Genomic DNA, 21,087 nt, shown 5'->3' with positions numbered 1-21,087 from the left:
AGCCCGAAAACCGGTAGGGGCGGAGCACAACGCGGGGTCACTTACGGCCCATGTTGCTGGTCGAATTGGGCCGTAAGTGACCCCGCGTTGACGAGGCCGGTTACTTAGGCGCGTTGTAGCGAGGGTTCGACGGCGGCGCCCTCCCGGATGCCCGCATCTGCTTCGGTTTCGGCCTGGTTTGCGGCGAGTTGAGCCGCCAGGCTGCGTGCGCTGGCGCGGGACGGAAGGAGCCACGCCACCAAGGTGGCAAGGACCAGGACGGACGCACCAACGTAGATGGCGGGAATGGCCGCGTCCACATAGCCCGTGGGAGTGAGTTTGCCGCCGGCCCCGGTGAAGACTAAGGTCAGGACGGCTACGCCCAGTGCTACACCGATCTCCCGGAGCGTGGAGTTGGTGCCGCTCGCCTTCGCGTGGTCCTCGGCGCGCATATTGGCGAGCACCGACGTCGACATCGGGGCGAAAACCAGGCCCATCCCGATTCCCGCTGCTACAAAGCCTGGCACCAACGTCTCGTACGGGACGGTCGAGGAAAGGACTCCGGCAAGCCAGAACATGCCGGCTGTGAGCAACGCAAGGCCAGTGATCATCAGGGTCCTGGTGCCAAGCCGCGGTGCCAGCAGGCCTGCCAACGGCGCCACGAACATGGGGGCCAACGTCCAGGGCATCGTCATGGCGCCGGCCGCGAGGGGTCCGTGGCCCTGCACCACCTGCAGGAACTGGATGAGGATGAAGACGGACCCGAAGATCCCGAAGCTGAAGGTCAGGCCGATCAGGTTGGCCACGGTGAAGCTACGGTCGCGGAAGAGCCGGAGCGGAAGCAGCGGCGCGGCGACGCGGGATTCCCACAGAACGAAGGCGAGCAGCAGGACCCCGCCACCGATCAAGGCGCCGAGCACTTCGGCACTGGACCACCCGGCGTCGTTCCCTCGGACAATGCCGAAGACGAGCGCCAAGAGGCCCAGTCCGGAGAGAAGAAGGCCTACGACGTCGGCGCGGACGCGGGCGCCGAAGCTATTCGGCAGCGCGAAGATCGCGAGCGGAATCGACAGGATTCCGATGGGAACGTTGAGCCAGAAGATCGCTTCCCAACTCCAGCCTTCCACGACCGCGCCGCCGATCAGCGGCCCAAGGGCGACACCCAGGCCGGAGACGCCGCCCCAGATGCCGATGGCGAGCGGGCGCAGCTTGTCGCTGACCGAGCCCACCAGCAGGGTGAGCGATAGCGGCATGAGCGCCGCGGAACCAACGCCTTGGACTGCGCGGGCCGCGATGAGCTGCAACGGATCCGTGCTGACGGCTGCCGCTGCGGAAGCGAGGGTGAAGATGGCAAGGCCGGCGATGAAGACGTGGCGGCGGCCGAAGCGGTCCCCCAGGCCGACGGCCAGCAACATGAACGCCGCGAAGCTCAGGGAGTAGGCGTTGACGATCCACTGCAGTTCCTCGACGCTCGCGCCGAGGGCCTTGTGCATTACGGGCAGTGCATTGGTGACCACAAGGTTGTCCAGAGTGGCCATGAAGACGGGAAGGGAGGCCGCCACAATGGCCAGCCAGACGGGAACGGTGCGTTTCATGATGACTCCACGGGGTCGCTGAAGGGCCGCTTTTTCGGGTTGTTGTAATCGAATGATTACTTAAAAAGCAAAGTTAGTTATCGACTGATAACATGTCAAGCGTGGCTAAGAAAACGGCGGGCACAGGCGCCCCGGAAACAGGCTCAACCAGCCAGGCAACTGCCCAACGCATACCTGCGGCTCAACGGCGCGAACTGATCCTGGAAGCCGCCACCGGCGTCTTCGCCGAGCGTGGCTACGCCGGTTCCACCACGGACCAAGTGGCAAAGGCTGCGGGCATCAGCCAGCCATACGTCGTGCGGATGTTCGGCACCAAGGAGACCCTGTTCCTGGAGGCCTTGGACCGCGCCCAGGGCAAGTTGCTGCGCGCGTTCCGCGACGTCATCGCGGCCTACGACGCCGGAGAACTCGCCGAGGAACTGCAGCACCTCGATCCTGCCGCCGGGAGCGGCCGACCGGAACAACTCAAACAGCTCATGGCCATCGCCTACGCCGATCTGGTGGCGGACCGCGGGATCCTCATGATGCTGATGCAGGCTTTCGTGGCAGGCCATGAACCCGCCATCGGGGCACGGGCCAGGGAAGGATTCCTGGACATTTATCGCCTGGTGCGGGACGAAGCCGGCCTGTCTCCCGAAACCTCCCGCGACTTCCTTGCGCAGGGCATGCTCATGAACACCCTGATCGGCATCCGCCTGCCGGAAGTCTACGAACAGGACGAGACCGCCGAGGAGTTGCTTGAGTGCACCCTGCGGTCCAAGCTGCCCATGGTGCTCAAGGCAAGCAAGGCGCAGCGCCGGGCGGGTTGGGGCTAGGCGAAAGGCGGCCCTGTAGCTTTCTCCCCTTTTTTGCCGCACAGAAGCCCCGAAATGGCGCGACTCGCCGCGTCGCAAGCGCTTTCCGGAACCAAAAGAGGGGAAAACGGTCCGAGCGTCGGTTCGGTGACAGCAACTTTGATCCGGACAACACTGCCTAAAGATGTGTCCGGGGGCTGGAGGCAGGGCTCTTTCTGCGGAACGAGCCAGCCACCCGAACTATCAGCAATGACCGGTTCCGGAGTGCAGGTATCGCCGAACCAAGCACCGACACTGAGGTCTTTGCCGGCGAAGCCGGTCAAGTCCAGTTCAATGGGACCATCGTTGACAAACCCCATCGCCGGGCAGGCGCGGGTGGAAAAGTCACACCCGGAAAGTGTGGCCAAGATGAGCGCGGCAAAAGGGAAGGATGAGTGCAGAAGGATGCCCCATGGCCCAAGCCTACGGCCACGCCGTTCAGGCGGTCGCCTTACGTCGTGCGCATTATCCCCAAGAACTCGAACCGAATATCGATGCACAATAGAAGAATGAGCGATGAAGTCTTTGAGTCTCGATATTCGTCCGAGGATAAACCCAGAGTTACCCCTGATCCTGAACTTGCTGCTGGATGCCGGGACCTCGCCGGCTCGCTTCAGTCGCACCTCCACTTCGCCCAAGGTGCCGCTGAACAGCTTGATGCGGCCCTCCTTAGGCTGTCCGCAAGTGGTGCAGATTCTGCCGATATCGCTTCAGAAACAGGCCTCGGCACAGCCCACGTCGAGGCTGTAGTTGGCGGCCAGACGTCGTTGTATTTCCTTTTCCGAGCTCTTGTTGACCGGGCTAGTGGACTGGCCTGAGGAAGGTCTCTCAAGGGTTGTGCAAACCGAGCGGACGAAGGCGGTTGCGCCAACCCTGGTAGCAGCCGCAAATCGCACCTGGTCGTGTGTAACCCAAATACCACAGATGAAAATTGTCGTGCGGGGCCTGCAATGGGGTGCAGAGCAGACGTGTGAGGGAAACTATGCGCCTCAGTACATCAGTGCGTCACTGCAAGACACTTGCGACGGGGCGTTGTGCCTCATCTGGGAAACCAAGCGGGGTCCGTGGCGCAGTCCTACCTCTCAGGACTACTCGCGCGTTTCCAAGGTTGGATCAATCTCGCTCTGTTCTACGACTGAGAAAAGGAAGATTCGGGTCAAGGTTGATCGCTGGAGCGGTGGAGTCCAGTACCCGGCGATGTACCACCCTGACGCAGTCCGGGCATGCAACGTCAAATTCATGTAGACATTTCACCTGCTGGCAAGAAGGCTGGGCAGCTTGCGCTTCCCAGCCTTACTCGCTAGCCGGCCACGCCGTAGAGGCGGTCTCCGGCGTCGCCCAGGCCCGGAACGATGTAGGCCTTTTCGTTGAGCCTCTCGTCGATCGAGGCGAGGACGATCTTGACGTTGGCCTCTGAAAGCTCTTCTTCGAGCTTGGCCAGGCCTTCCGGCGCGGCCAGCAGGCAGATGCACGTGACGTCCGAAGCGCCGCGCTTGAAGAGGAACTTGATGGCTTCGCGCAGGGTGCCGCCTGTAGCGAGCATGGGGTCCAGCACGAAGATCTGGCGGCCCGTCAGGTCCTCGGGGAGGCGCTCGGCGTAGGTGATGATGTCCAGGGTCTCTTCGTCGCGGGCCATGCCCAGGAAGCCCACCTCGGCAGTAGGGACCAGCTTGGTCATGCCCTCGAGCATGCCGAGGCCTGCGCGCAGGATGGGAACCACAAGCGGCGTCGGCTTCGTGAAGGCGGTACCGATCGCCTTGGTGACCGGGGTTTCGATCTCTACCGCTTCGGTCCTGACTTCGCGGGTGGCCTCGTAGGCCAGCAAAGTGACGAGTTCTTCGGTGAGTTGCCGGAAGACCGGTGAAGGAGTGTTCTTATCCCGCAGAACGGTGAGCTTGTGAGCGACCAGCGGGTGGTCCACGACGAGTGTGCGCATGACTCCAAAACTATCATTGAGGCATGAGCACCAACGAGCCTTATCACGCAGAGCACGCGGCCTGGATGGGTCTGGCCCTGGACGAGGCCCGGCTGGCGCTGGATACGGAGGATGTGCCGATCGGCGCTGTCGTTTTGGGCCCCGACGGCGGCGTGCTGGGTGCCGGGCGGAACGAACGGGAAGCGCACGGCGACCCGACGGCGCACGCCGAGATTGTCGCCATCCGTGAGGCAGCCGCCGCCCTGCAACGCCACGCCCTGGAGCTTGGCGAAGGCGGAGACGGCTGGAGACTCGAGGACTGCACCCTCGTCGTGACGCTGGAGCCCTGCGCAATGTGCGCCGGAGCCATTGTGCTGGCACGGATTCCGCGGGTGGTCTTCGGCGCCTGGGACGAGAAGGCCGGTGCCGCCGGATCCGTGTTCGATATCTTGCGGGAACGCAGGCTCAACCACTGGGTGGAGGTCTACGCGGGCGTGCGCGAAGAGGAATGTTCAGCCTTGCTCCGGGATTTCTTCGCAGCCCACCGGAAGTAACAGCCATCCGGGAGCCCCCTACCGTTTGATTATCCAGACGTTACGCTAACCTGATATGGCAACAGTTCCATACGCAGTCGTCCATGTCTGCGGCCTTCAGAAACGACCGATAATGACGCACAGCGGCGGGCGAAAGTCCATTTCATATGTCTTTCCCATCTTCAACGAGTCCGGAAACATCCGTCGCCTTTATGACGTGATCTCCGAAACTACAGCGGGCCTCGACTATGATATCGAGCTTGTTTTCGTCAACGATGGCAGTAAGGACAATTCCCTGAAACTGCTTCGGGACCTGCAGATGACGGACCGCCGCATACTGGTCATCGATTTCGCTCGCAATTATGGCCACCAGGTCGCCGTAACAGCGGGCATCGACGCAGCAACCGGCGATGCCGTGATCATCATGGACAGCGACCTCCAGGATCCTCCAGAAGTCAGCCTGGAGCTGATCTCTCGGTGGGAGGAGGGGTTCGATGTCGTGTATGCCCAACGCCGGACTCGCAAAGACACCCCTTTCAAGAGGTTCACCGCCTGGGCTTTCTACGTAATGCTCAGGCGCATTGCATCAATCGAAATCCCGGCCAATACGGGTGATTTTCGGCTGCTTGACCGCGTAGTAGTTGATGAAATAAAGAAATTCCGCGAACACGACCGCTTTATTCGCGGGATGGTCAGCTACGTTGGATTCAATCAGGCCGCCGTCCAATTTGACCGCGATGAACGCCTCAATGGAAAGTCCGGATATCCGCTGGGAAAGATGCTCAAATTGGCCGCGGATGGCGTCTTCGGCTTCTCCACCTTCCCCCTCACCTTGATCTCCAGAATCGGCACGATCACAGCGTTGCTGAGCGTCGTTGGCATCGCGTATGCCGTGCTCATGAAGGTGTTTTCTCCGAACACCGTGGTGGAAGGATGGACGTTCATTGTCACGTCGATCCTCTTTGTGGGCGGCTTGCAGCTCATCATGCTCGGCATTCTGGGTGGCTACATCGGGCGCATCTACACGGAGGTTCAGAACCGGCCGTTGTACGGGGTCCGGGCCATATACGGGGCCACCGACCGCAGAGCAACACCGGCCATCTCGGAAGCGGAGGCGGAATGAAGTCGCCCCGTGCAAGGCTGCTCGAATCCACGGGAAAGTTTGCCGTGGTAGGCATTGTCAACAATATTGTCGGGTACGCGATCTTCGCTGTCCTGTCCTTGCTTGGGACGCCCGCTATTCCGGCTATGGCCGTCAGTTACTGCACCGGAATGGTCATCAGCTACTTTGGCAACCGGTCCTTCACCTTTAAGCACGAGGGCAAATCGGGACCCGCGATCCTCAGGTTCCTCGTGGTCAATGCCGCAGGTTTTACGCTGAACGCCGCACTGTTGTGGTTCTTCGTGGATGTCGCCAGAATGCCCCAACTCCTTGTTCAGCTGTTCGCGATCGCTTGCGTAGCTACGCTCACCTACACCTTGATGCGTCTTTGGGTTTTCCACGAGAGCAAAGTTCAGCCGGAGGCATCCAATGCCTGAGACCCAAGCCCGGCCCGTCCTCGAGGCTCCAGAGCAGGCCGTTACGCGGAACCCGCCCAAAGTGAAGTTGTCGACATGGATCTGGCTCGGTTCCGCGGTCTTCGCGGCTCTGGTTGCCGGATTCATCGCGCCGACCCTGATGCCGTCCCGGGCATTCCAGATACTGGCCGCGTTCGGCGTCTTCATAGCCGTGGTTGGCGCCCGGACCACGTTCGGATTCTACTCGGAGTTGGCCGGCCGGATCCGCGGATGGCGCGAAGAACCCGTTAGGCACCATAAGCTGTCCGCAGCCCCTGGCCTGATCTTTTGCGGAATGCTCGCATTCATACTGCTTGGGGTGCTGTTCTGGCCCTCCCCGCACATCGCCAACTACAACTATGCACTTACGGGTTGTGGCGCCTTGTTCGTGCTCTTCGTTCTTCCGCCGTTGTATCGAGCTTCGGCGGCTTTTGGCCGCCGACTCGAAACCGCGCCGCGATGGGTCCGTCCCGCATTCCTCTGTGTAGCCATGATCCTTGCCCTGTTGGTGCAGTTGAGGCTCGGATACGCGTTGCAGGTCATGCCCGGGTGGGACGCTGGCGCGGTTGCAGAGAGCGCGTTCGGCGTCGCCGATGGCAGCAAGTCCACCATCTACGACTACTTCAACATGTACCCGAACAACCTGGCGATCACGGTCGCGCTCACGAGGTACTCCCAAGTGATGGTGGCCCTGGGTGTCCCCTCGGGCGGGCTCCTCTACGCAGCGATCGTCCTCAATTGCGTGGTGTTGTGCACGGCAATCCTGCTCACCTATTTGTGCGCACGGCAACTTGTCAACGAAGGTGCCGCCGTCTTCACGCTTCTCCCATCTGCGCTGTACCTCGTGCTCTCCCCGTACATCTCCGTTGTCTACTCCGACAGCGTGGGCATTCTCTTTCCAGTGTTGCTCTTCTACATCCATCTCAAGGCGGTGCGAGCGGGCAGGTGGCAGGTCAAACTTGTCCTTTGGACGCTGCTTGGCGCCGTCACGGCGGTGGGTTATAACCTCAAACCGACCGCTGCATTCGCAACCGCAGCGATAGTTGGTGTTTACGCACTCGAATATCTTTTCCGCAACAAGAGCGCCCTGCATAAGTTGCGTGCGTTGGCAGGGGTTCTGGCAGCAACGGCAATCGGGTTCACCGCCACAAACACGGCAATGTGGGTAGACATCAAAGCCCAGTCTTATGTCGGTTTCAACGTCGATCAGAACACCAAGGCCTTTCCGTGGACGCATTTCCTCATGATGGGAGCAACCGGGATTGGCGCGTTCACGCAATCGGATGTGAACGCCACTGCGGCGATTCAAGATCCAACTGAGCGCTACCAGCACGGCCTTGAGGTGTACGCCCAGCGCGTAGCGGATATGGGATATCCGGGCTACCTGCAGTTCATTGACCGCAAGGCCGTGTGGACGTTTGGCGATGGGAGTTTTCATACCTGGGGAGAAGGACTCCTTTTGAATCAGAAGGATCCCTTCCCGATCAAAGATCCGCTCAGCAATAAGATCAAGGACTACCTCTGGGGGAACGGCGCCCACTTTGACCTGATGACAGGCGTCTGGCAGTCCGGTTGGCTGGCATTGCTCTTCCTGGTCGCACTGCCCATGCGCGTGCGGTCACCGCGGCTTCTGACGTCCAGCGCAGCAATCATGCGTTGGTCTTTGCTCGCGTTGACCCTATTTCTCCTGTTTTTCGAAACGCGGCCACGATACCTCTACCTGTACGTTCCGTTCTTCATTCTTCTGGCAACGCTGACCCTCAGCGCGCTCACAACGCCCGCTCACGGGCGGAGATCCATTCTTGCCGCTACATCTACGAATCCCGATGAAAAGGCGCCCTTGAAATTGTGAGGTGTTGGACGTCAGATGGTCTCAGGCAGCACATCTGAGGAGGACCTCATGACCGTCTCTTTCAACCACACCATCGTCTACGCGACGGACAAACGCCGTTCCGCGGAGTTCCTCGCCAAGGTATTTGGCCTGCCGAAGCCGCAGCCCATGTGGTCCTTCATGACTGTGTCCTTTGACCATGGAGTTGCCCTCGATTTCGCCACGGCGGACCGGCCCGTCTCGCCCCAGCACTATGCGTTTCTGGTCAGTGAGGACGACTTCGACGGGATCTTCGCGAGGATCCAGGCCGAGGCAATCCCCTATTGGGCGGACCCTGCGCGGTCCCGCGCCCAGCAGATCAACCACAACGACGGCGGTCGCGGCGTCTACTTCGCAGATCCGGACGGGCATTTCCTGGAGGCAATCACGCGGCCATATGGATCGGGTGCCGCGTGAGCTCCCCGGTGCGGGTCACGGCCATGGTGACCGGCCGCGTCCAGGGCGTCGGTTTCCGCTACTCGACAATGCACCAAGCCCGATCGCTGGGACTGACAGGAGAGGCGGCCAACCAGTTGGATGGCTCGGTGCAGGTGATCGCTGAGGGTGATCGCGAAGCCGTCGATTCCCTGCTGGAATGGCTGCAATCCCGGGATGCCCCGGGCCGCGTGAAACACGTGGATGCCACCTTCACGCAAGCCACCGGGGAGTTCTCCGGATTTTGGGTGGACTGAAACAGCCCCCAGACTGAGTCCAGTGTCAGGCGTGCGCGGCGTTCGCCTTATGAATTGGCACTGTCCAAGGCGTCGATGCGCTTCTGCCGCGATGCCGGCGAGTCCAGGCTGAACGAGCGGAAATCCCCGAGGTCCTCGCGGATCCAGCTCTCCACCTCACTGATCCGGTGCGTGACGGCCGCGCTGGGCTTGTCAAACGTCCAGGCGGCGATCCGTTCCTTACCCGGATCGTATTGCCACAGCCCGATGATCCTTCCCCGGTCCAGGATCGGGTGGTCGGACAGGTCCGCCTGAAGCGCCAGCGTGGTGTTCATGACCTTCCGGCCCCGATCCCGCTCGGCGAGCATGTCCGCCGAGTTCCTGCGCAACAGCACCAAAGAGTCCGTCCCGGCCAGAAGCTGGATCTGCTCCTCCTGCGGTGCCCTGAACGCGGAAAGGTGCTCGACGTCGTCGGGCAGCATCCAGAGCGACTCGCCTGCCTCCGTGGTCACTTTGACGGCGCCGACGGCGGCCAGCGCCGCCTTGCTCTGCGCGACGGTGAAACCCGTTAGCCATTGGCTCTGCTTGAACGTCGCTCCGCCGGTCCAGCGCAGATACCGTTCGATCAAGAGCGCGCGGGCGGCGTGGTCGTCGAGGGAGCTGGGCGGCAGCGCCCATGAGGTGTAGGCGTAGCGTTGCTGGTCGAGGCGGCCGTTGACGGGGACACGTCGGATGCGTCCGTCGGCTTGGAGGAGGCCCAACGCAGTGGGGAGGGTGGTTGACGCACCCTTCTTCTTGCCTTCTTCGCCGAGGCTGCGGACGGACTCGCCGAGCTCGTCCCTGAGCTGCTTCGGGTCCATGGGGTCGCTGGATTCGATGAGGGTGTGCAGCACTTGCTCTTCGAGCAGGGTGATCTCACCGCGTTCGACGCCGAGCCGGGCCAGGACCTTGAATGGCGCCACCGCGGCCTCCCGGCCGACTTGGAGTCCCCACGCAAAGTCCTTCCGGCCCAGGACGTAGGTGCAACCGCGGGCCGTGGGGAGCTCGTGGATTCTCAACTCGGCGACGTCGCGATCGACCTGTTCGCGCCGGATCCCGGCCCGGGCGAAGAGCGTCAGGTAGGGGCTGGCGCCGCCCACGGAGCGGGCCCAGCCGGCGCGGTCCAGGACTTCCTCGGACGTCTTGCCGGCGAGGGAACCGTCCAGGCCCTGTCTGTGCCACGCCCAGGCGCGAAGGAGTTCCCGGGTGAGTGTTTGGGTCGAAAGCACGGCGGACGTCATGGCCCCATTCTGCACCGTTTGTCCGCCATCCGGGGCAGTCCCGCGCTAGCTAGCGCCCGAAATCCAGCGAGAAGCCCGCCCAGGCGTCGGGATGTTCCCGGAGGACGACGTCGACGCCGGCGAGCGCACCGCCGTCGTCGCTCCCGCGAACCTTAGCGGCAACCGCCTCAGCGATGAACCGGGCAAGCGCTTCCGTCGTCGTGAGCTGCCCGACGAAGTCCGGGTGCTCATCGAGGTTCTTGTAGTTGAGGCCGGCCAGCACCGCGTCGAGGATGGTTCCGGCGGCGCCGATGTCCAGCACGATCGCGTCGTCGTTCAGTTCCACCCGGCGGAACGTCACCTCAGCAACGAAAGTGGCTCCGTGGAGTCCCTGGGCCGGGCCGAACGACTCCCTCGGAAGGCTATGGGCGATCATGAAGTGCCTGCGGACGGTGAGGCTGAACATCGTTAGCCTTTCTTGGTTTCGGGGTAGTTGATGACATGGCAAAGATCGTCCAGTTCGCCGTTTTCCAGGCCGTTGAAGACCTCCGGCAGCTCCTCGAACCGCGACTCTCCCGTGAGGAAGGCGTCGAACACGGGGTCCCGCAGCAGGGACACGGCAAGCTGCAGCCGCTCGCTTGAGGTGCGGCGGTGCCGGCGCGACCGTGCAACGACTCCAACCTGGCTGGCTCGGATGGAGAGGCGCCGGGCATGGAAGTCCTCCCCCAGCGGCAGGGAGACCTTCCGGTTCCCATACCAGGAGAGCTCGATAATCTCGCCCTCGTCACCCACGAGCTGCAGGCTACGGGCCAGTCCTTCGTCCGTGGCCGAGCAGTGGAACACGATGTCGCAATCCTGCTGCGCGTCGTCCGGGAGCGCGAACTCCACGCCCAGGGATTCCACGAACCCGTGCTTCCCCGGATCCGTCTCCACGAGTTGCAAGCGCTGCAGCGGGAAACTGCGCAGCAGTGCTGCGGTCATGCCGCCCACCAGTCCGGCACCGACGACGGCGATCCTGTCACCAAGGCGGGGTCCGGCCTCCCAGAGGGCGTTGAGGGCGATCTCGGCAATGCCGGTGAGCACAGCGCGGCGTGCAGGCACGCCGTCGGGAATTCGGGTGAGTGAGGTGAGCGGCACGACGTAGCGGTCTTGGTGCGGGTGCAGGCAGAAGACGTTCTGGCCGATCCAGTCCTCGGGACCCACTTCAACGACGCCAACCGACAGGTAGCCGAACTTGACCGGCGCCGGAAAATCCCCGGTTTGATGCGGTGCGCGCATCGCGTTCGCGATTCGTGGAGGGACATTGGCTTCGTGAACCACGAGTTCGGTTCCCCGGCTGATTCCCGAGTACAAAGCTCGGACCAGAGCCTCCCCCTGGCCCGGGGCCGGAAGTTCCTCGCTGCGGAGCTCACCTTGGCAGGGGCCCACCGTCCAGTAGGCCAGGGCCGATTGGGGGTGCGTGTTCTGCGGTGCGTTTTGTGGAAGAGTCATCGTGCTTGCGAATCTAGTCCTGCGGCTGCGATTGGGGAAGCGAAGGCTACTTACTAAGTGGGCACCGACCGGCCGTTTTGGGGAACAGGCCTTCACTCCGGTACCCTATTTCAGTTGGTGACGTGTCCGAGCGGCCGAAGGTGCAACACTCGAAATGTTGTTTGGTGTAAAAGCCAACGTGGGTTCAAATCCCACCGTCACCGCCAAAGAAAACCCCTGGTCAGCCAGGGGTTTTCTGCTTTCTCGGGGTGTGGTGGTGCAGATTTCGCCAGCTGAGATTGCACGAAACTGGTCGATGGGGTGCTCAAACAGGTCGACGTAGTGCGCGACCGCGTCGGGGATGTTCCGGTTACCGGTGTGCTCTGCTTCGTCGAGGCCAACTGGCCCCTGATCGGGGGCGCGTTCTCGACTCGTGGCGTTCACGTGCTCTGGCCGAAACGACTGGCCAAAGTGCTTGCCGCGGAGACAGCCGGCGATGTTGACGTGGCGGCTACGCGTGAGGCGGTAGCCTCCCGATTCAGGTCCGCGTGATGTCAGGTGTCGATGTTCGAAGCAAGCCAAAGCGGACATGTGTCCGCCCGGTGGACCATGCTGGCCGTTACCCCGCGTTCCGGGCCCGCTGCAAGACTCGCCAACGAGAGGTGGACTCCTGCGGCATGGTCGACTGCTAAATCTCGAGCACGGTCGCGTGACGCCGCCTGAACGGTACGACAAGCCGCCCAGCCTGGCGAGGCCCCCATAGCGGCTTTGTGACTGGTCGCGGCTGAAGTTGGCCAATGCGCTCATGATGGGCCGCAGAACTGACCATGAAGCCAAGGATGGCCAGACCAGCAATGAACGCGTAGATGACGCCACGCTCAAAAATGCCTGAGAAATCGGTTTTACCCCCGGTGAGCAGCATCAACAACCCCGATACGCCGGCGACGATGGCCAGTCCGAAAAACCAAAGGCTTGCGTCGGTCCGTCTGAACCAGAGCACGCCGACCGAGACGAGGGTTACGAAGATACCAAACGACAGAATGACGACGGCCGGGTCGTGGATTCCAATAGTGTGGCCTGCATTTGGATAGTCTTCGGGGAAGACGCCGATGGCGAAAATAGCCAGCCCGGTGACGGCGAGCGACCAACGAATGATGGTTGTCGTTACCTTGGCAAAACCGGTGGGCTGCATTCGAATCTTGCCGTCAGTTTTGTCCCGGCGTACCGCCTTGTAAGCGTCATCAAGGTCGCCGGCATGTGCTGCAATCCAGAGCACCGGCGAAGTGATGAGACAGGCCGCTACCACGACGTTCACGCCGATGAAGATAAGAGCCAGATCCATCGCAGCGAAGGACGGAGAACACACGTAGCGGGTAGGGTTGCCGACGTCGTCGCAATGTACCGCGCCAAGGTCGCTGACGTAGTTCGACACGTAGCTGTAAGTGCCATTGCCTTTCCACCCAAGCTGAACGACCCACTCAAATACGATGAAGCTAAGCATCGCTTTCGCGGCCCATGATCCGATCATGTGCCGAGTATCTGACGTCCTTGGACGCCGCCCCAAACACCAGCCGCCGAGTAGCTCGATCCAGCTGTTCACCTTGTTCATAGCAAAGATTAAGGCGCTCGACTGGACAAAATACTAGAGGTTCCGCTACTCGAATGAAGACCTGCGCATCCTTGCACGGAATTGAGTAGAGGAGAGCCCGCCGTGCTACCCGTTAACTAGTCCAGTGAATAGCCTCCGTAGCAAGGCGGTGATAGTTGAGGCGTCGGTAAGTGGGCGGCCTAGAATCGTCGTATGGGCCTCCTAACGTTCAGCATCAACGTCACCCTGGATGGTTGCGTCGACCACCGGGAAGGCATCGCCGACGACGAGACGCACGCCTACTTCACCCGACTCATGGACGAGGGTGGCGCAATGCTCTGGGGCCGCACCACCTACGAGATGATGGAGAGCTACTGGCCAGCGGTCGCCCGCGGCGACCAGGACGCGCCGCCTGCGATGCGCGAGTGGGCGCTCAAGCTCGAGGCCAAGCCCAAGTACGTTGTGTCGTCGACGCGAAGCGACTTCCCGTGGACCAACAGCCACCACGTCGTCGGCGACCTGCGCACGGCGGTGCAGGAACTCAAGGATGCGACGCCCGGCGGGGTGCTCGTCGGCAGCGGCAAACTTGCGACAGAGCTGGACCAACTGGATCTGATCGACGAGTACAAGTTCCTTGTCCATCCCATGATTGCCGGCCACGGCCCCACCCTGTACCAGGGCGGACTGCCTAGCACCCGACACCTCGATCTCATCTCGGCGGAGCCGCTCAGCAACGGCGCGGTCGCCTTGCACTATCGACGGGCTGATTGAGGGTGACTGCCCGTCGCCGGTGAGCTTCGGCTGAAACGAGTCTGGTTCTTCTTGGCCGCGGCCACAGTTACGGCCGCTCCACGGTCTCGTCATCGTCAAGCCACTCGAGGTCGGCGCTGCCAAGCCCGGCGGCGACGGCCGTGGCCGTCTCTTTCCAGCTGGTTAGCTCGGCAATGGCGAGGTGCGGCTGGTTGGTTGAGAAAGACGCACGCGCAGCATCGACGAGGTCCTGTGCACAGGACTCCCTGTCGACTGGCGAGAGGGCGAGCATCCAGGGGAAAGCCTTCGACATGCGCTCGGCAAGCGTGCCGCGGTCATCGAGAGTGACGGTGATGAGCTGCGCGGCGAAGTTCAGCAGGAGGGAGCGCCCCTCGGCTTCACGCTGCGACATCAGAACCAGCGTCTCGCCGTCGCGCCGGGTCACCGTCACGGGATGGTCCTCGGCCTCGGCGAAAACCTCGGCGGAGTGCTTGCTCAGGTCAGATGAGCGTCGGGTTGCCACGGGGAGATCTGCTGCGATGGCCATGCATCCATCATATTCGGAACGTGTTCGGAAGTCCAGCGAGGAGGCGGAACTGCGCGGGCAGGAGGGCATCACACTGTGGCTAGATGGCGGCGCCTCACTAATTCCCCCCGCGGAAATCTTTCGGCAAACACGCGCGACTATGGTGTTACGTTGAACGATTTCTCTGGGACAGCACAGGAAGCGCGCTGCAAAGTGGCGTTGCCCCTTACGCGGTTGTTGCGTCCCGTGTCATCGCACCAGTCGATGTTGTGAGGCATGGCGACTACCTTTGCCTCTCCCGGGGCGGCACCTTTCGGGAGGACAAAGGTAAAAGTGAAGCCGCCCTTGTCCCCCATTGGCGCCGTCTTGTCGACGAGTTTGATACCGGCAGCGTCGGTAATTTTGAGTTCGACGAGAGCATTGGCACCGTAGCGCGGATTGCACTGGGCGTCGGGGGCGCTGATGGTTAGCTCGTCACCCACCTTTGCGACCTCGGGATTTACGGAAAACTTTGGAGGCAGGCAGGGTAGCTCGCCCTGCGGTGTTGCGCATCCGGAGGTTGCGCCTAGAGTCAGGACTGCACAAACCGCGCCCAGGCCAAAACGTCCGGGCTGGGCGCCCCTTAATCGAAAGCCTTGATAGTTCCCCCATTTACTCATTGTTTCGCACGAGAACCGGGACGAAGATAAAGTCGCTTGACCACTTCGAATCTACTCGTGTAGATTCAATCAGAGTGTTAGCCGCGTCACACCCGTGATGGACACCCGAACAGTCCCTGGTGCCCGAAAAAGAGATGACCAGCCCATGAAGACCCCAACGTCAGCCGGGGACCGTCCAAGCCTGTCTATCCTCGGCGCCCGCACCCTGGGTAGCGCCCTGGGCTCCGGACGAAACTCGCTGAACGCCCTGCGCCTGGTCTTCGCCGCTGCCGTGATCGTGTCCCACTCCTGGTGGCTGGGCGGCTACGGCCTGGAACCTTCGCTTTATGGGATCAAGCTCGGCACCGCAGGCGTCATGGGCTTCTTCGCCATCTCCGGCTATCTCATCACCGTCAGCGCCGAACGCTCCGACACCGTGCTGGAGTACGCCGCAGCCCGGCTCGCACGCATCTATCCGGCCCTCGTGGTCGCTGCGCTTGCTGTTGCCTTCGTGGCAGCACCGCTTGGCGCCCTCCTGACCCACGGGACCTACGACTTGCGCGGAGCCCTGGCCTTCCTCGGCGCCGCCCTCGCGCTCAGCATCGGTGTCATGGACACCCCCGCCATCGGGACGTCCCTCTGGGGCAATAACGACCACTTTGACTGGAACGGCCCCCTGTGGACTCTCACCTGGGAAGGGCTGTGCTACGTCATCATCGCTGCGATCGTGTTCCTGCTCCGCAGGCTTCCAGAGACCAGGCGAGGCACGGCCACCGCAATATTCCTGCTCTTCGCTGCATCCACGGGCGCGGTCTTCGGAAAGCTCCTCGCGGGCAGCTTCGGGCCAAACCGCACCGAATTCGTCCTCCCGCTGCTCGCGATCTTCATGGCGGGGTCTCTCCTTGCCACGCAGAGGCGAACGGTCCGCGTCGGTGCGGTGCCAAGCCTTCTCGCCGCACTGGCCGTCTGGGGCGCTCTCGCCACCGGCTACGGTACAGCCCTCGCCCCATTACCGTTTGCTTACCTTGTCCTGTCGATCGGTTCAATCAGCAGCGCGTCCGCCATCGGGTCCCGATACGACATCTCTTACGGGATCTACATCTACGGTTGGCCAATCCAGCAACTCCTCGCCGCCGCCCACACGCCATCACATGTTCCCGTGCTCGGGTTTGCCGCACTCGCCCTTGTGGCGGCCTGGCCCCTTGGCTTCCTCAGCTGCGTGGCGGTCGAACAGCCAACCCAGCGGATCCGGCGCGCTCTCATGAGCCGCCTCACCATCCGCGTGGCCACCGGCAGCCCAGGTCATCGATAGCGGCGCGGGAAGCTGGTGACCCCACGAGCATGATCCGTGCGTTCATCAACAGCTGGAACGACCGCTCCCACCCCTTCGCCTGACTAAATCCCCAGCGGAAATCCTCGGCAAACACACGCGACTAGGGTGTTACGTTGAACGATTTCTCTGGGACAGCACAGGAAGCGCGCTGCAAAGTGGCGTTGCCGCTTACGCGGTTGTTGCGTCCCGTGTCATCGCACCAGTCGATGTTGTGAGGCATAGCGATTACCGTAGCCTCTCCTGGGGCAGTTCCTGGGGGGAGGACAAAAGTGAATGTGAAGCCCCCTTTGTCACTCATTGGTGCCGTCTTTTCGACGAGTTTGGTACCAGCAGCGTCCTTAATATCGAGGTCGACGAGAGCATTGGCACCGTAGCGCGGATTGCACTGGGCGTCGGGCGCGCTGATCGTTAGCTCGTCACCCACCTTTGCGACCTCGGGATTTACGGAAAACTTTGGAGGCAAGCAAGGTGGTTCGCCCTGCGATGATGCGCATCCCGGCGTTGCAGCCACATTCGACACCTCACCGGACCTCAAGACCTGGACCCACCAGACGGACTTCAGCTACACAACCCCGAACATCGGCGGCGTTGAGTGCCCGGATATCTTCCAGATGAAGGCCAACGACGGGTCGTGGCACTGGATCATGGCCGGGAGCATGCAGGGCGACTACAGCGGCAAGCCGGACACGTACGCATACTGGACCGGCACGTGGAACGGCTCGGCGTTCGTCGCAGACCAGACGGACCCGCAGTGGCTCGACAGGGGCTCGGACTGGTATGCCTCGGTGACGTGGCCGGACGCCGCGAATCCCGACGCTTCCCGTTACGCGATCGGCTGGATGAACAACTGGCACTACGCCCCGCACACCGTGCCGACTGACGCCACCGACAACTACAACGGCCAAATGTCCGTGGTGCGTCAGCTCAGCCTCAAGTCCGAGGGCAGCGGCGTCTACAGCCTTCTATCCAAGCCGACGCCGAATCTGGCCAACTACGCCACCAAAACCGTGAAGCCCGCCGTCGCCACCGTCAATGGGCGGACAACCCTCGACTACCATGGCTCGGCTTACGAGCTCGACGCGGACGTCAGTTGGACCACACTGAACAACGTCGGTATCTCCGTCGGCGAGAACAAGGACGCCAGCCGGCACACGAACATCGGCGTCTACGGGGGCAACCTTTACGTCGATCGCTCCGCGCGGGACCAAGTGCCGTACTCCTTCGGGACGTACCAGCAGTCCCAGGCGCCGCTCGCTTCGGGTGCAACGTCCGTACATCTCCGGATCCTCGTGGACCACGGCAGCGTGGAGGTCTTCGCCGACGACGGCCGAATCGCGCTCTCGAACCAGGACTTCTTCACGTCGTCGGACACGGGGATCTCCCTCTACACGATCGGCGGCAGCGCCAACTTCGCCAACCTCTCGATCGCGGAATTCGCCAACATCACCGAACAGGCGAATCCCGCGGCGCCCTACGCGGACTTCGAAGGCAGCACATATGGCCCATGGACGACGGCGGGCGCGGCCTTCGGTTCCGGGCCCGCCACCGGGGCACTCCCCAACCAGCAGCCCGTCACGGGCTACCTCGGGAACAAGCTCGCCAACAGTTTCAGCGGCGGCGACGCGTCGACCGGAACGCTGACCTCGCCGTCGTTCACCATCGGCCACTCGTACGTCAATTTCCTCGAGGGAGGCGGGAAGAACCCGAGGCCCTCAGACGTCTTCGCCGATTTCGACGGCGCGACGTGGGGTGCCGGCTGGACGGCGTCGGGCAGTTACGTTGGCCAAGGCCCGACGGCGGAATCCCTCCCGAACCAGCTCGGCTCCAAGGTCCTCGATACGTACGCCGGAGGAGGTGATGCCGCCACGGGCGCGATCACGTCGCCGACATTCACGATCACGCGGGACTATGTCGATTTCCTCATTGCCGGAGGCAATCACCCCTGGGGCCAGTCAGGTGCCGCTGCGGTGAACCTCCTCGTCAACGGGCAGGTAGTCCGCACGGCGACGGGCCAGAATTCATCGACGATGTCGAACGTGAACTGGGACGTCCACACGCTCGTGGGACAGAAAGCCCAAATCCAGGTTATCGACCACGCAAGCGGATCCTGGGGCCACCTCATGGTGGACCAGATCGTGCTCAGCAGCATGCCAAACGCGGTTGGCGGTGAGCCGGACAATCAGACCACGGTGAATCTCGTCGTCAACGGGCAAGTCGTTCGCACCGCGACGGGTCAGAGCACCGAACGCCGCGTGGACGTCGTGGAACGTCTCCGACCTCATCGGTCAGAGCGCCCAGCTCCAGGTGGTCGATAACGGCACGGGAAGCTGGGGCCATGTCCTGCTGGACCAGGTCATCTTGGAAGACATCCCTGCGGCCTAAAATGATGAGTCCATCGCCCTGTCTGTCCTCCCGTGAATCTATATATCGCTTCCGCAGGACATCGCCCTGGCCGTTATTCAGCGTAGACGTTACATAGCCGTGGTCCGTGACCTTTCGACGCCGATTTGTGCCTAAGCTGGGCTCATGGGGAGCGACTCATTGACGACGCCGGATGCGCGGCGCCTCCTCGCCGCACTGGCAAACACCCAAGCCCGGAGGGTCTTCGCTGAGATCAGCGTTGGCGGTACCCCGGGCAGTTCGCTCTCGCCAGCGAAACTCGAACGGGCGCTCGCGCTCCTGGACCAAGTGGGGCTGGTCGAAACGGTTGAGACCGAAGGCGATGTTCGCTACCGCATCCGCGAGCATGCCTTCCGGGACGCGCTGGCGAGCCTCTCGTCGGCACCCAGCCCGTCCGGCGTCGAGCGCTTCTTGACCTCGGAAGGCCGCATTGATCGCTATCCGGCGAGGGAGGCAGACCGACTCAAGGTTCTCGCCTGGGTTGCGACGCGCGTCCTCAAGACCAGCGAGCGGGTGGCGGAACGGGAGCTCAACGAACGCCTCGCCCGGTTCACTGGAGACGTGCCCATGCTCAGGCGGTATCTCGTGGACTCGAGCATCATGAGCCGCACGTCGGACGGCTCGGCGTACTGGCTTGCCCTCAAAGAAGACGCCGACGGCGGCCGCTAGAGGTCCCTGGCATTCGCCAGAACGGGAAGCTTGCCCCGGACTTCTTCCACAACAGACGGATCGATGTCCACGATGGCGAGTTCCGGCATTTCCCCGAGGGCGGCGACTACGACACCCAGTGGCGAGATCACAGCACTGTGCCCGATGCCTGTGGGCGCCGTGCCTGTGGAGGGGAGGCCGACGCTCGCGGGATCGCCTTGGCCGCACGCCACGACGAAGGTGGTGCTGTCCACTGCGCGGGCCCGCACCAGCAGTTCCCACTGCTCGGCTTTGCCCTCGCCGGCGCCCCACGAGGCACAGACGATGTTGACCTGCGCTCCCGCCCGGGCGTTGGCGGTGAACAGGGCGGGGAAACGCACGTCGTAACACGTCGCAAGGCCAAACACCGTGCCGTTGAGTTCGAACGTTACGGGTGACGTGCCGGCATCAACCGAATCAGACTCCGCGAAACCGAAGGCATCGAAGAGGTGGATCTTGTCGTATGACGTGTCCACCCCGGCGCCCGTGACCAAAAGGGTGTTCCGAACCCGGCCGCCCTCGCCCGGAGTGAACATTCCCACCACGACGGCGATATCCAGCTCCAGCGCAAGGCCGCGGACCGCTTCTGCCCACGGTCCGTCCAGCGGTTCGGCGATATCGGCCAGGCTGTTGCCGAAGGCGCGCATCGCTGCTTCGGGAAAGACCACGAGTTCGGCTCCGGCGGCTTTGGCACGGGTGGCGTATTCTCGAATAAGTTCCAGGTTGGCGGCCACATCGGCCCCGGTGATGATTTGTGCCACGGCTAAACGCATGAATTTACTCCAGATTGTTGTATACATGATGTATGCGAAAAAGTTCGGGGACTGCGGCGTCCGGCCGCGAGAAGGCGTACGCGTACCTGCGTGAAAATATCCTGATCGACCCCGAGGTGCAGGGGACGTTCCTGAATGAGCAGGAACTGGCCGCGGAAATCGGCGTATCGCGTACGCCGGTGCGTGAGGCGCTCTTGCTGCTGGTCTCGGACGGCTTGGTGGAGCTGATTCCCCAGCGCGGAGCGTACGTTCCCCCGGTGACCGGCCGGGAAATGTCCGAATTGATGGAACTGCGCGGAATCCTTGAAAGCCACGCCGCCCGGCTGGTCATCGAGCAGGGCAGGGTTCCCGCCGGGACGATGCAGGAAACCCTGGACGCGCAGGCGAAGCTTCCCGAGGAACTGAGCCCGGAAGCGGCCCGTGAGTTTATCCGCCTGGACACCCTGTTTCACCAGCAGCTCATTGACGCGGCGGGCAACGAGCTTATCTCCCGGACGTACAGCAAGCTCCATGTCCGGCAGATTCTGGTGGGCGTCTCCGCACTGTTCCGTACGGGAGGCCGGCGCGAGCAAGTGTGCGCCGAACACCAGGACATTCTCGACTCCTTGATGTCCGGCGACGCGGCGAAGGCCCAGAAAGCCATTGACCGTCACCTGGCAGTGACCCGGGACATCCTGCTCCGCACCTGACGGGCCTTCTGCCCGCCCAGC

The 21,087-nt window shown here is 62.5% G+C and carries 23 protein-coding genes and 1 tRNA gene; 14 read left to right on the top strand and 10 right to left on the bottom strand.

All coding sequences use genetic code 11. The features are described from left to right. Window positions 1-104: 104 nt before the first annotated feature. Entirely contained in the window at window positions 105-1,574 is a 1,470-nt protein-coding gene (locus AB4074_RS06890) for an MFS transporter (protein WP_441412707.1), read from the bottom strand. 101 nt (window positions 1,575-1,675) lie between these two features. Between AB4074_RS06890 and AB4074_RS06885 the strand changes: the two genes are divergently transcribed. Further along, window positions 1,676-2,389, top strand: a complete 714-nt coding sequence (locus AB4074_RS06885; protein WP_441412706.1) for a TetR/AcrR family transcriptional regulator — start codon at window positions 1,676-1,678, stop codon at window positions 2,387-2,389. Here the strand turns inward: AB4074_RS06885 and AB4074_RS06880 are convergent. Beyond that, a complete protein-coding gene (locus AB4074_RS06880; protein ID WP_441412705.1) occupies window positions 2,386-2,775 on the bottom strand; it encodes a hypothetical protein in 390 nt (129 codons plus the stop codon). The two genes, AB4074_RS06885 and AB4074_RS06880, sit on opposite strands and share 4 nt — an antisense overlap. A 141-nt stretch (window positions 2,776-2,916) precedes the next feature. On the opposite strand from AB4074_RS06880, the gene AB4074_RS06875 reads away from it, so the two are divergent. Beyond that, window positions 2,917-3,225 carry a hypothetical protein gene (locus tag AB4074_RS06875; RefSeq protein ID WP_441412704.1) on the top strand — a complete coding sequence of 103 codons (309 nt, stop codon included), beginning with the start codon at window positions 2,917-2,919 and terminating at the stop codon, window positions 3,223-3,225. Between the two features lie 482 nt (window positions 3,226-3,707). On the opposite strand, the gene upp is transcribed toward AB4074_RS06875, so the two are convergent. Next, window positions 3,708-4,343 (bottom strand): uracil phosphoribosyltransferase, encoded by a 636-nt coding sequence (gene upp / locus AB4074_RS06870; protein ID WP_059388604.1) that lies wholly within the window; start codon window positions 4,341-4,343, stop codon window positions 3,708-3,710. A gap of 23 nt (window positions 4,344-4,366) precedes the next feature. On the opposite strand from upp, the gene AB4074_RS06865 reads away from it, so the two are divergent. The 6 genes from AB4074_RS06865 to AB4074_RS06840 all read left to right on the top strand — a co-directional run bounded on the left by AB4074_RS06865 (window position 4,367) and on the right by AB4074_RS06840 (window position 8,974). Beyond that, the gene (locus tag AB4074_RS06865) at window positions 4,367-4,876 is read left to right on the top strand and encodes a nucleoside deaminase (RefSeq protein WP_345451423.1); all 510 of its coding nucleotides are present in this window, start codon (window positions 4,367-4,369) and stop codon (window positions 4,874-4,876) included. Window positions 4,877-4,988: 112 nt separating this feature from the next. Beyond that, the gene (locus tag AB4074_RS06860) at window positions 4,989-5,978 is read left to right on the top strand and encodes a glycosyltransferase family 2 protein (RefSeq protein ID WP_441412703.1); all 990 of its coding nucleotides are present in this window, start codon (window positions 4,989-4,991) and stop codon (window positions 5,976-5,978) included. Continuing rightward, a complete protein-coding gene (locus tag AB4074_RS06855; RefSeq protein WP_441412702.1) occupies window positions 5,975-6,394 on the top strand; it encodes a GtrA family protein in 420 nt (139 codons plus the stop codon). The genes AB4074_RS06860 and AB4074_RS06855 overlap by 4 nt, the downstream gene beginning before the upstream one ends. Then, window positions 6,387-8,264, top strand: coding sequence for a glycosyltransferase family 39 protein (locus AB4074_RS06850; protein ID WP_441412701.1), 1,878 nt, complete (start codon window positions 6,387-6,389; stop codon window positions 8,262-8,264). Before AB4074_RS06855 ends, AB4074_RS06850 begins: the two co-directional genes overlap by 8 nt. Window positions 8,265-8,312: 48 nt before the next feature. Next, the gene (locus AB4074_RS06845; RefSeq protein ID WP_441412700.1) at window positions 8,313-8,699 is read left to right on the top strand and encodes a VOC family protein; all 387 of its coding nucleotides are present in this window, start codon (window positions 8,313-8,315) and stop codon (window positions 8,697-8,699) included. Beyond that, complete coding sequence (locus AB4074_RS06840) at window positions 8,696-8,974, top strand: acylphosphatase (RefSeq protein ID WP_284988732.1); 279 nt, start codon at window positions 8,696-8,698, stop codon at window positions 8,972-8,974. Before AB4074_RS06845 ends, AB4074_RS06840 begins: the two co-directional genes overlap by 4 nt. A 47-nt stretch (window positions 8,975-9,021) precedes the next feature. Here AB4074_RS06840 and AB4074_RS06835 read toward each other — a convergent pair whose 3' ends face one another. The 3 genes from AB4074_RS06835 to AB4074_RS06825 are packed head-to-tail and all read right to left on the bottom strand — an operon-like array spanning window position 9,022 to window position 11,703. After that, window positions 9,022-10,233, bottom strand: a complete 1,212-nt coding sequence (locus AB4074_RS06835) for a DNA glycosylase AlkZ-like family protein (RefSeq protein ID WP_441412699.1) — start codon at window positions 10,231-10,233, stop codon at window positions 9,022-9,024. Between the two features lie 49 nt (window positions 10,234-10,282). After that, on the bottom strand, window positions 10,283-10,678 hold the full coding sequence (locus AB4074_RS06830) for a 6-pyruvoyl trahydropterin synthase family protein (protein ID WP_441412698.1): 396 nt from the start codon (window positions 10,676-10,678) through the stop codon (window positions 10,283-10,285). Window positions 10,679-10,680: 2 nt separating this feature from the next. Next, window positions 10,681-11,703: a dehydrogenase gene (locus AB4074_RS06825; RefSeq protein WP_441412697.1), complete on the bottom strand. Its 1,023-nt coding sequence runs from the start codon at window positions 11,701-11,703 to the stop codon at window positions 10,681-10,683. Window positions 11,704-11,819: 116 nt separating this feature from the next. Here AB4074_RS06825 and AB4074_RS06820 point away from each other — a divergent pair. Next, window positions 11,820-11,909, top strand: a tRNA-Ser gene (locus tag AB4074_RS06820). Window positions 11,910-12,370: 461 nt separating this feature from the next. Here the strand turns inward: AB4074_RS06820 and AB4074_RS06815 are convergent. After that, a complete protein-coding gene (locus AB4074_RS06815; protein ID WP_441412696.1) occupies window positions 12,371-13,210 on the bottom strand; it encodes a DUF998 domain-containing protein in 840 nt (279 codons plus the stop codon). Between the two features lie 273 nt (window positions 13,211-13,483). Between AB4074_RS06815 and AB4074_RS06810 the strand changes: the two genes are divergently transcribed. Beyond that, on the top strand, window positions 13,484-14,041 hold the full coding sequence (locus AB4074_RS06810; protein WP_441412695.1) for a dihydrofolate reductase family protein: 558 nt from the start codon (window positions 13,484-13,486) through the stop codon (window positions 14,039-14,041). 67 nt (window positions 14,042-14,108) lie between these two features. Here AB4074_RS06810 and AB4074_RS06805 read toward each other — a convergent pair whose 3' ends face one another. Together AB4074_RS06805 and AB4074_RS06800 are read right to left on the bottom strand one after the other, a co-directional pair. Next, complete coding sequence (locus AB4074_RS06805) at window positions 14,109-14,567, bottom strand: prevent-host-death protein (RefSeq protein ID WP_441412694.1); 459 nt, start codon at window positions 14,565-14,567, stop codon at window positions 14,109-14,111. A gap of 137 nt (window positions 14,568-14,704) precedes the next feature. Next, window positions 14,705-15,028, bottom strand: coding sequence for a hypothetical protein (locus AB4074_RS06800; RefSeq protein WP_441412693.1), 324 nt, complete (start codon window positions 15,026-15,028; stop codon window positions 14,705-14,707). A 322-nt stretch (window positions 15,029-15,350) separates the two neighbouring features. On the opposite strand from AB4074_RS06800, the gene AB4074_RS06795 reads away from it, so the two are divergent. The 3 genes from AB4074_RS06795 (at window position 15,351) to AB4074_RS06785 (ending at window position 19,586) form a co-directional block, all read left to right on the top strand. Next, window positions 15,351-16,496 carry an acyltransferase family protein gene (locus tag AB4074_RS06795; RefSeq protein WP_441412692.1) on the top strand — a complete coding sequence of 382 codons (1,146 nt, stop codon included), beginning with the start codon at window positions 15,351-15,353 and terminating at the stop codon, window positions 16,494-16,496. 401 nt (window positions 16,497-16,897) lie between these two features. Continuing rightward, on the top strand, window positions 16,898-18,832 hold the full coding sequence (locus tag AB4074_RS06790; RefSeq protein WP_441412691.1) for a glycoside hydrolase family 32 protein: 1,935 nt from the start codon (window positions 16,898-16,900) through the stop codon (window positions 18,830-18,832). Window positions 18,833-19,043: 211 nt separating this feature from the next. After that, entirely contained in the window at window positions 19,044-19,586 is a 543-nt protein-coding gene (locus tag AB4074_RS06785) for a DUF2087 domain-containing protein (protein WP_441412690.1), read from the top strand. Here AB4074_RS06785 and AB4074_RS06780 read toward each other — a convergent pair. Next, window positions 19,583-20,377, bottom strand: coding sequence for a carbon-nitrogen hydrolase family protein (locus AB4074_RS06780; protein WP_441412689.1), 795 nt, complete (start codon window positions 20,375-20,377; stop codon window positions 19,583-19,585). The genes AB4074_RS06785 and AB4074_RS06780 overlap by 4 nt on opposite strands. Before the next feature lie 32 nt (window positions 20,378-20,409). On the opposite strand from AB4074_RS06780, the gene AB4074_RS06775 reads away from it, so the two are divergent. Continuing rightward, window positions 20,410-21,066, top strand: a complete 657-nt coding sequence (locus tag AB4074_RS06775; protein WP_441412688.1) for a GntR family transcriptional regulator — start codon at window positions 20,410-20,412, stop codon at window positions 21,064-21,066. Window positions 21,067-21,087: the final 21 nt, after the last annotated feature.

It is taken from the genome of Arthrobacter sp. 2MCAF14, assembly GCF_052115645.1.
Lineage (GTDB): Bacteria > Actinomycetota > Actinomycetes > Actinomycetales > Micrococcaceae > Arthrobacter.
This window is presented reverse-complemented; position numbering and strand designations above follow the sequence as displayed.

Coding starts and splice junctions, on each gene's coding strand:
- AB4074_RS06890 (WP_441412707.1), bottom strand. CDS start 1,574: ATGAAACGCACCGTTCCCGTCTGGCTGGCCATTGTGGCGGCCTCCCTT.
- AB4074_RS06875 (WP_441412704.1), top strand. CDS start 2,917: ATGAGCGATGAAGTCTTTGAGTCTCGATATTCGTCCGAGGATAAACCC.
- upp (WP_059388604.1), bottom strand. CDS start 4,343: ATGCGCACACTCGTCGTGGACCACCCGCTGGTCGCTCACAAGCTCACC.
- AB4074_RS06865 (WP_345451423.1), top strand. CDS start 4,367: ATGAGCACCAACGAGCCTTATCACGCAGAGCACGCGGCCTGGATGGGT.
- AB4074_RS06860 (WP_441412703.1), top strand. CDS start 4,989: ATGACGCACAGCGGCGGGCGAAAGTCCATTTCATATGTCTTTCCCATC.
- AB4074_RS06855 (WP_441412702.1), top strand. CDS start 5,975: ATGAAGTCGCCCCGTGCAAGGCTGCTCGAATCCACGGGAAAGTTTGCC.
- AB4074_RS06850 (WP_441412701.1), top strand. CDS start 6,387: ATGCCTGAGACCCAAGCCCGGCCCGTCCTCGAGGCTCCAGAGCAGGCC.
- AB4074_RS06845 (WP_441412700.1), top strand. CDS start 8,313: ATGACCGTCTCTTTCAACCACACCATCGTCTACGCGACGGACAAACGC.
- AB4074_RS06835 (WP_441412699.1), bottom strand. CDS start 10,233: ATGACGTCCGCCGTGCTTTCGACCCAAACACTCACCCGGGAACTCCTT.
- AB4074_RS06830 (WP_441412698.1), bottom strand. CDS start 10,678: ATGTTCAGCCTCACCGTCCGCAGGCACTTCATGATCGCCCATAGCCTT.
- AB4074_RS06825 (WP_441412697.1), bottom strand. CDS start 11,703: ATGACTCTTCCACAAAACGCACCGCAGAACACGCACCCCCAATCGGCC.
- AB4074_RS06815 (WP_441412696.1), bottom strand. CDS start 13,210: ATGATCGGATCATGGGCCGCGAAAGCGATGCTTAGCTTCATCGTATTT.
- AB4074_RS06810 (WP_441412695.1), top strand. CDS start 13,484: ATGGGCCTCCTAACGTTCAGCATCAACGTCACCCTGGATGGTTGCGTC.
- AB4074_RS06805 (WP_441412694.1), bottom strand. CDS start 14,567: ATGGCCATCGCAGCAGATCTCCCCGTGGCAACCCGACGCTCATCTGAC.
- AB4074_RS06795 (WP_441412692.1), top strand. CDS start 15,351: ATGAAGACCCCAACGTCAGCCGGGGACCGTCCAAGCCTGTCTATCCTC.
- AB4074_RS06785 (WP_441412690.1), top strand. CDS start 19,044: ATGGGGAGCGACTCATTGACGACGCCGGATGCGCGGCGCCTCCTCGCC.
- AB4074_RS06780 (WP_441412689.1), bottom strand. CDS start 20,377: ATGCGTTTAGCCGTGGCACAAATCATCACCGGGGCCGATGTGGCCGCC.
- AB4074_RS06775 (WP_441412688.1), top strand. CDS start 20,410: ATGCGAAAAAGTTCGGGGACTGCGGCGTCCGGCCGCGAGAAGGCGTAC.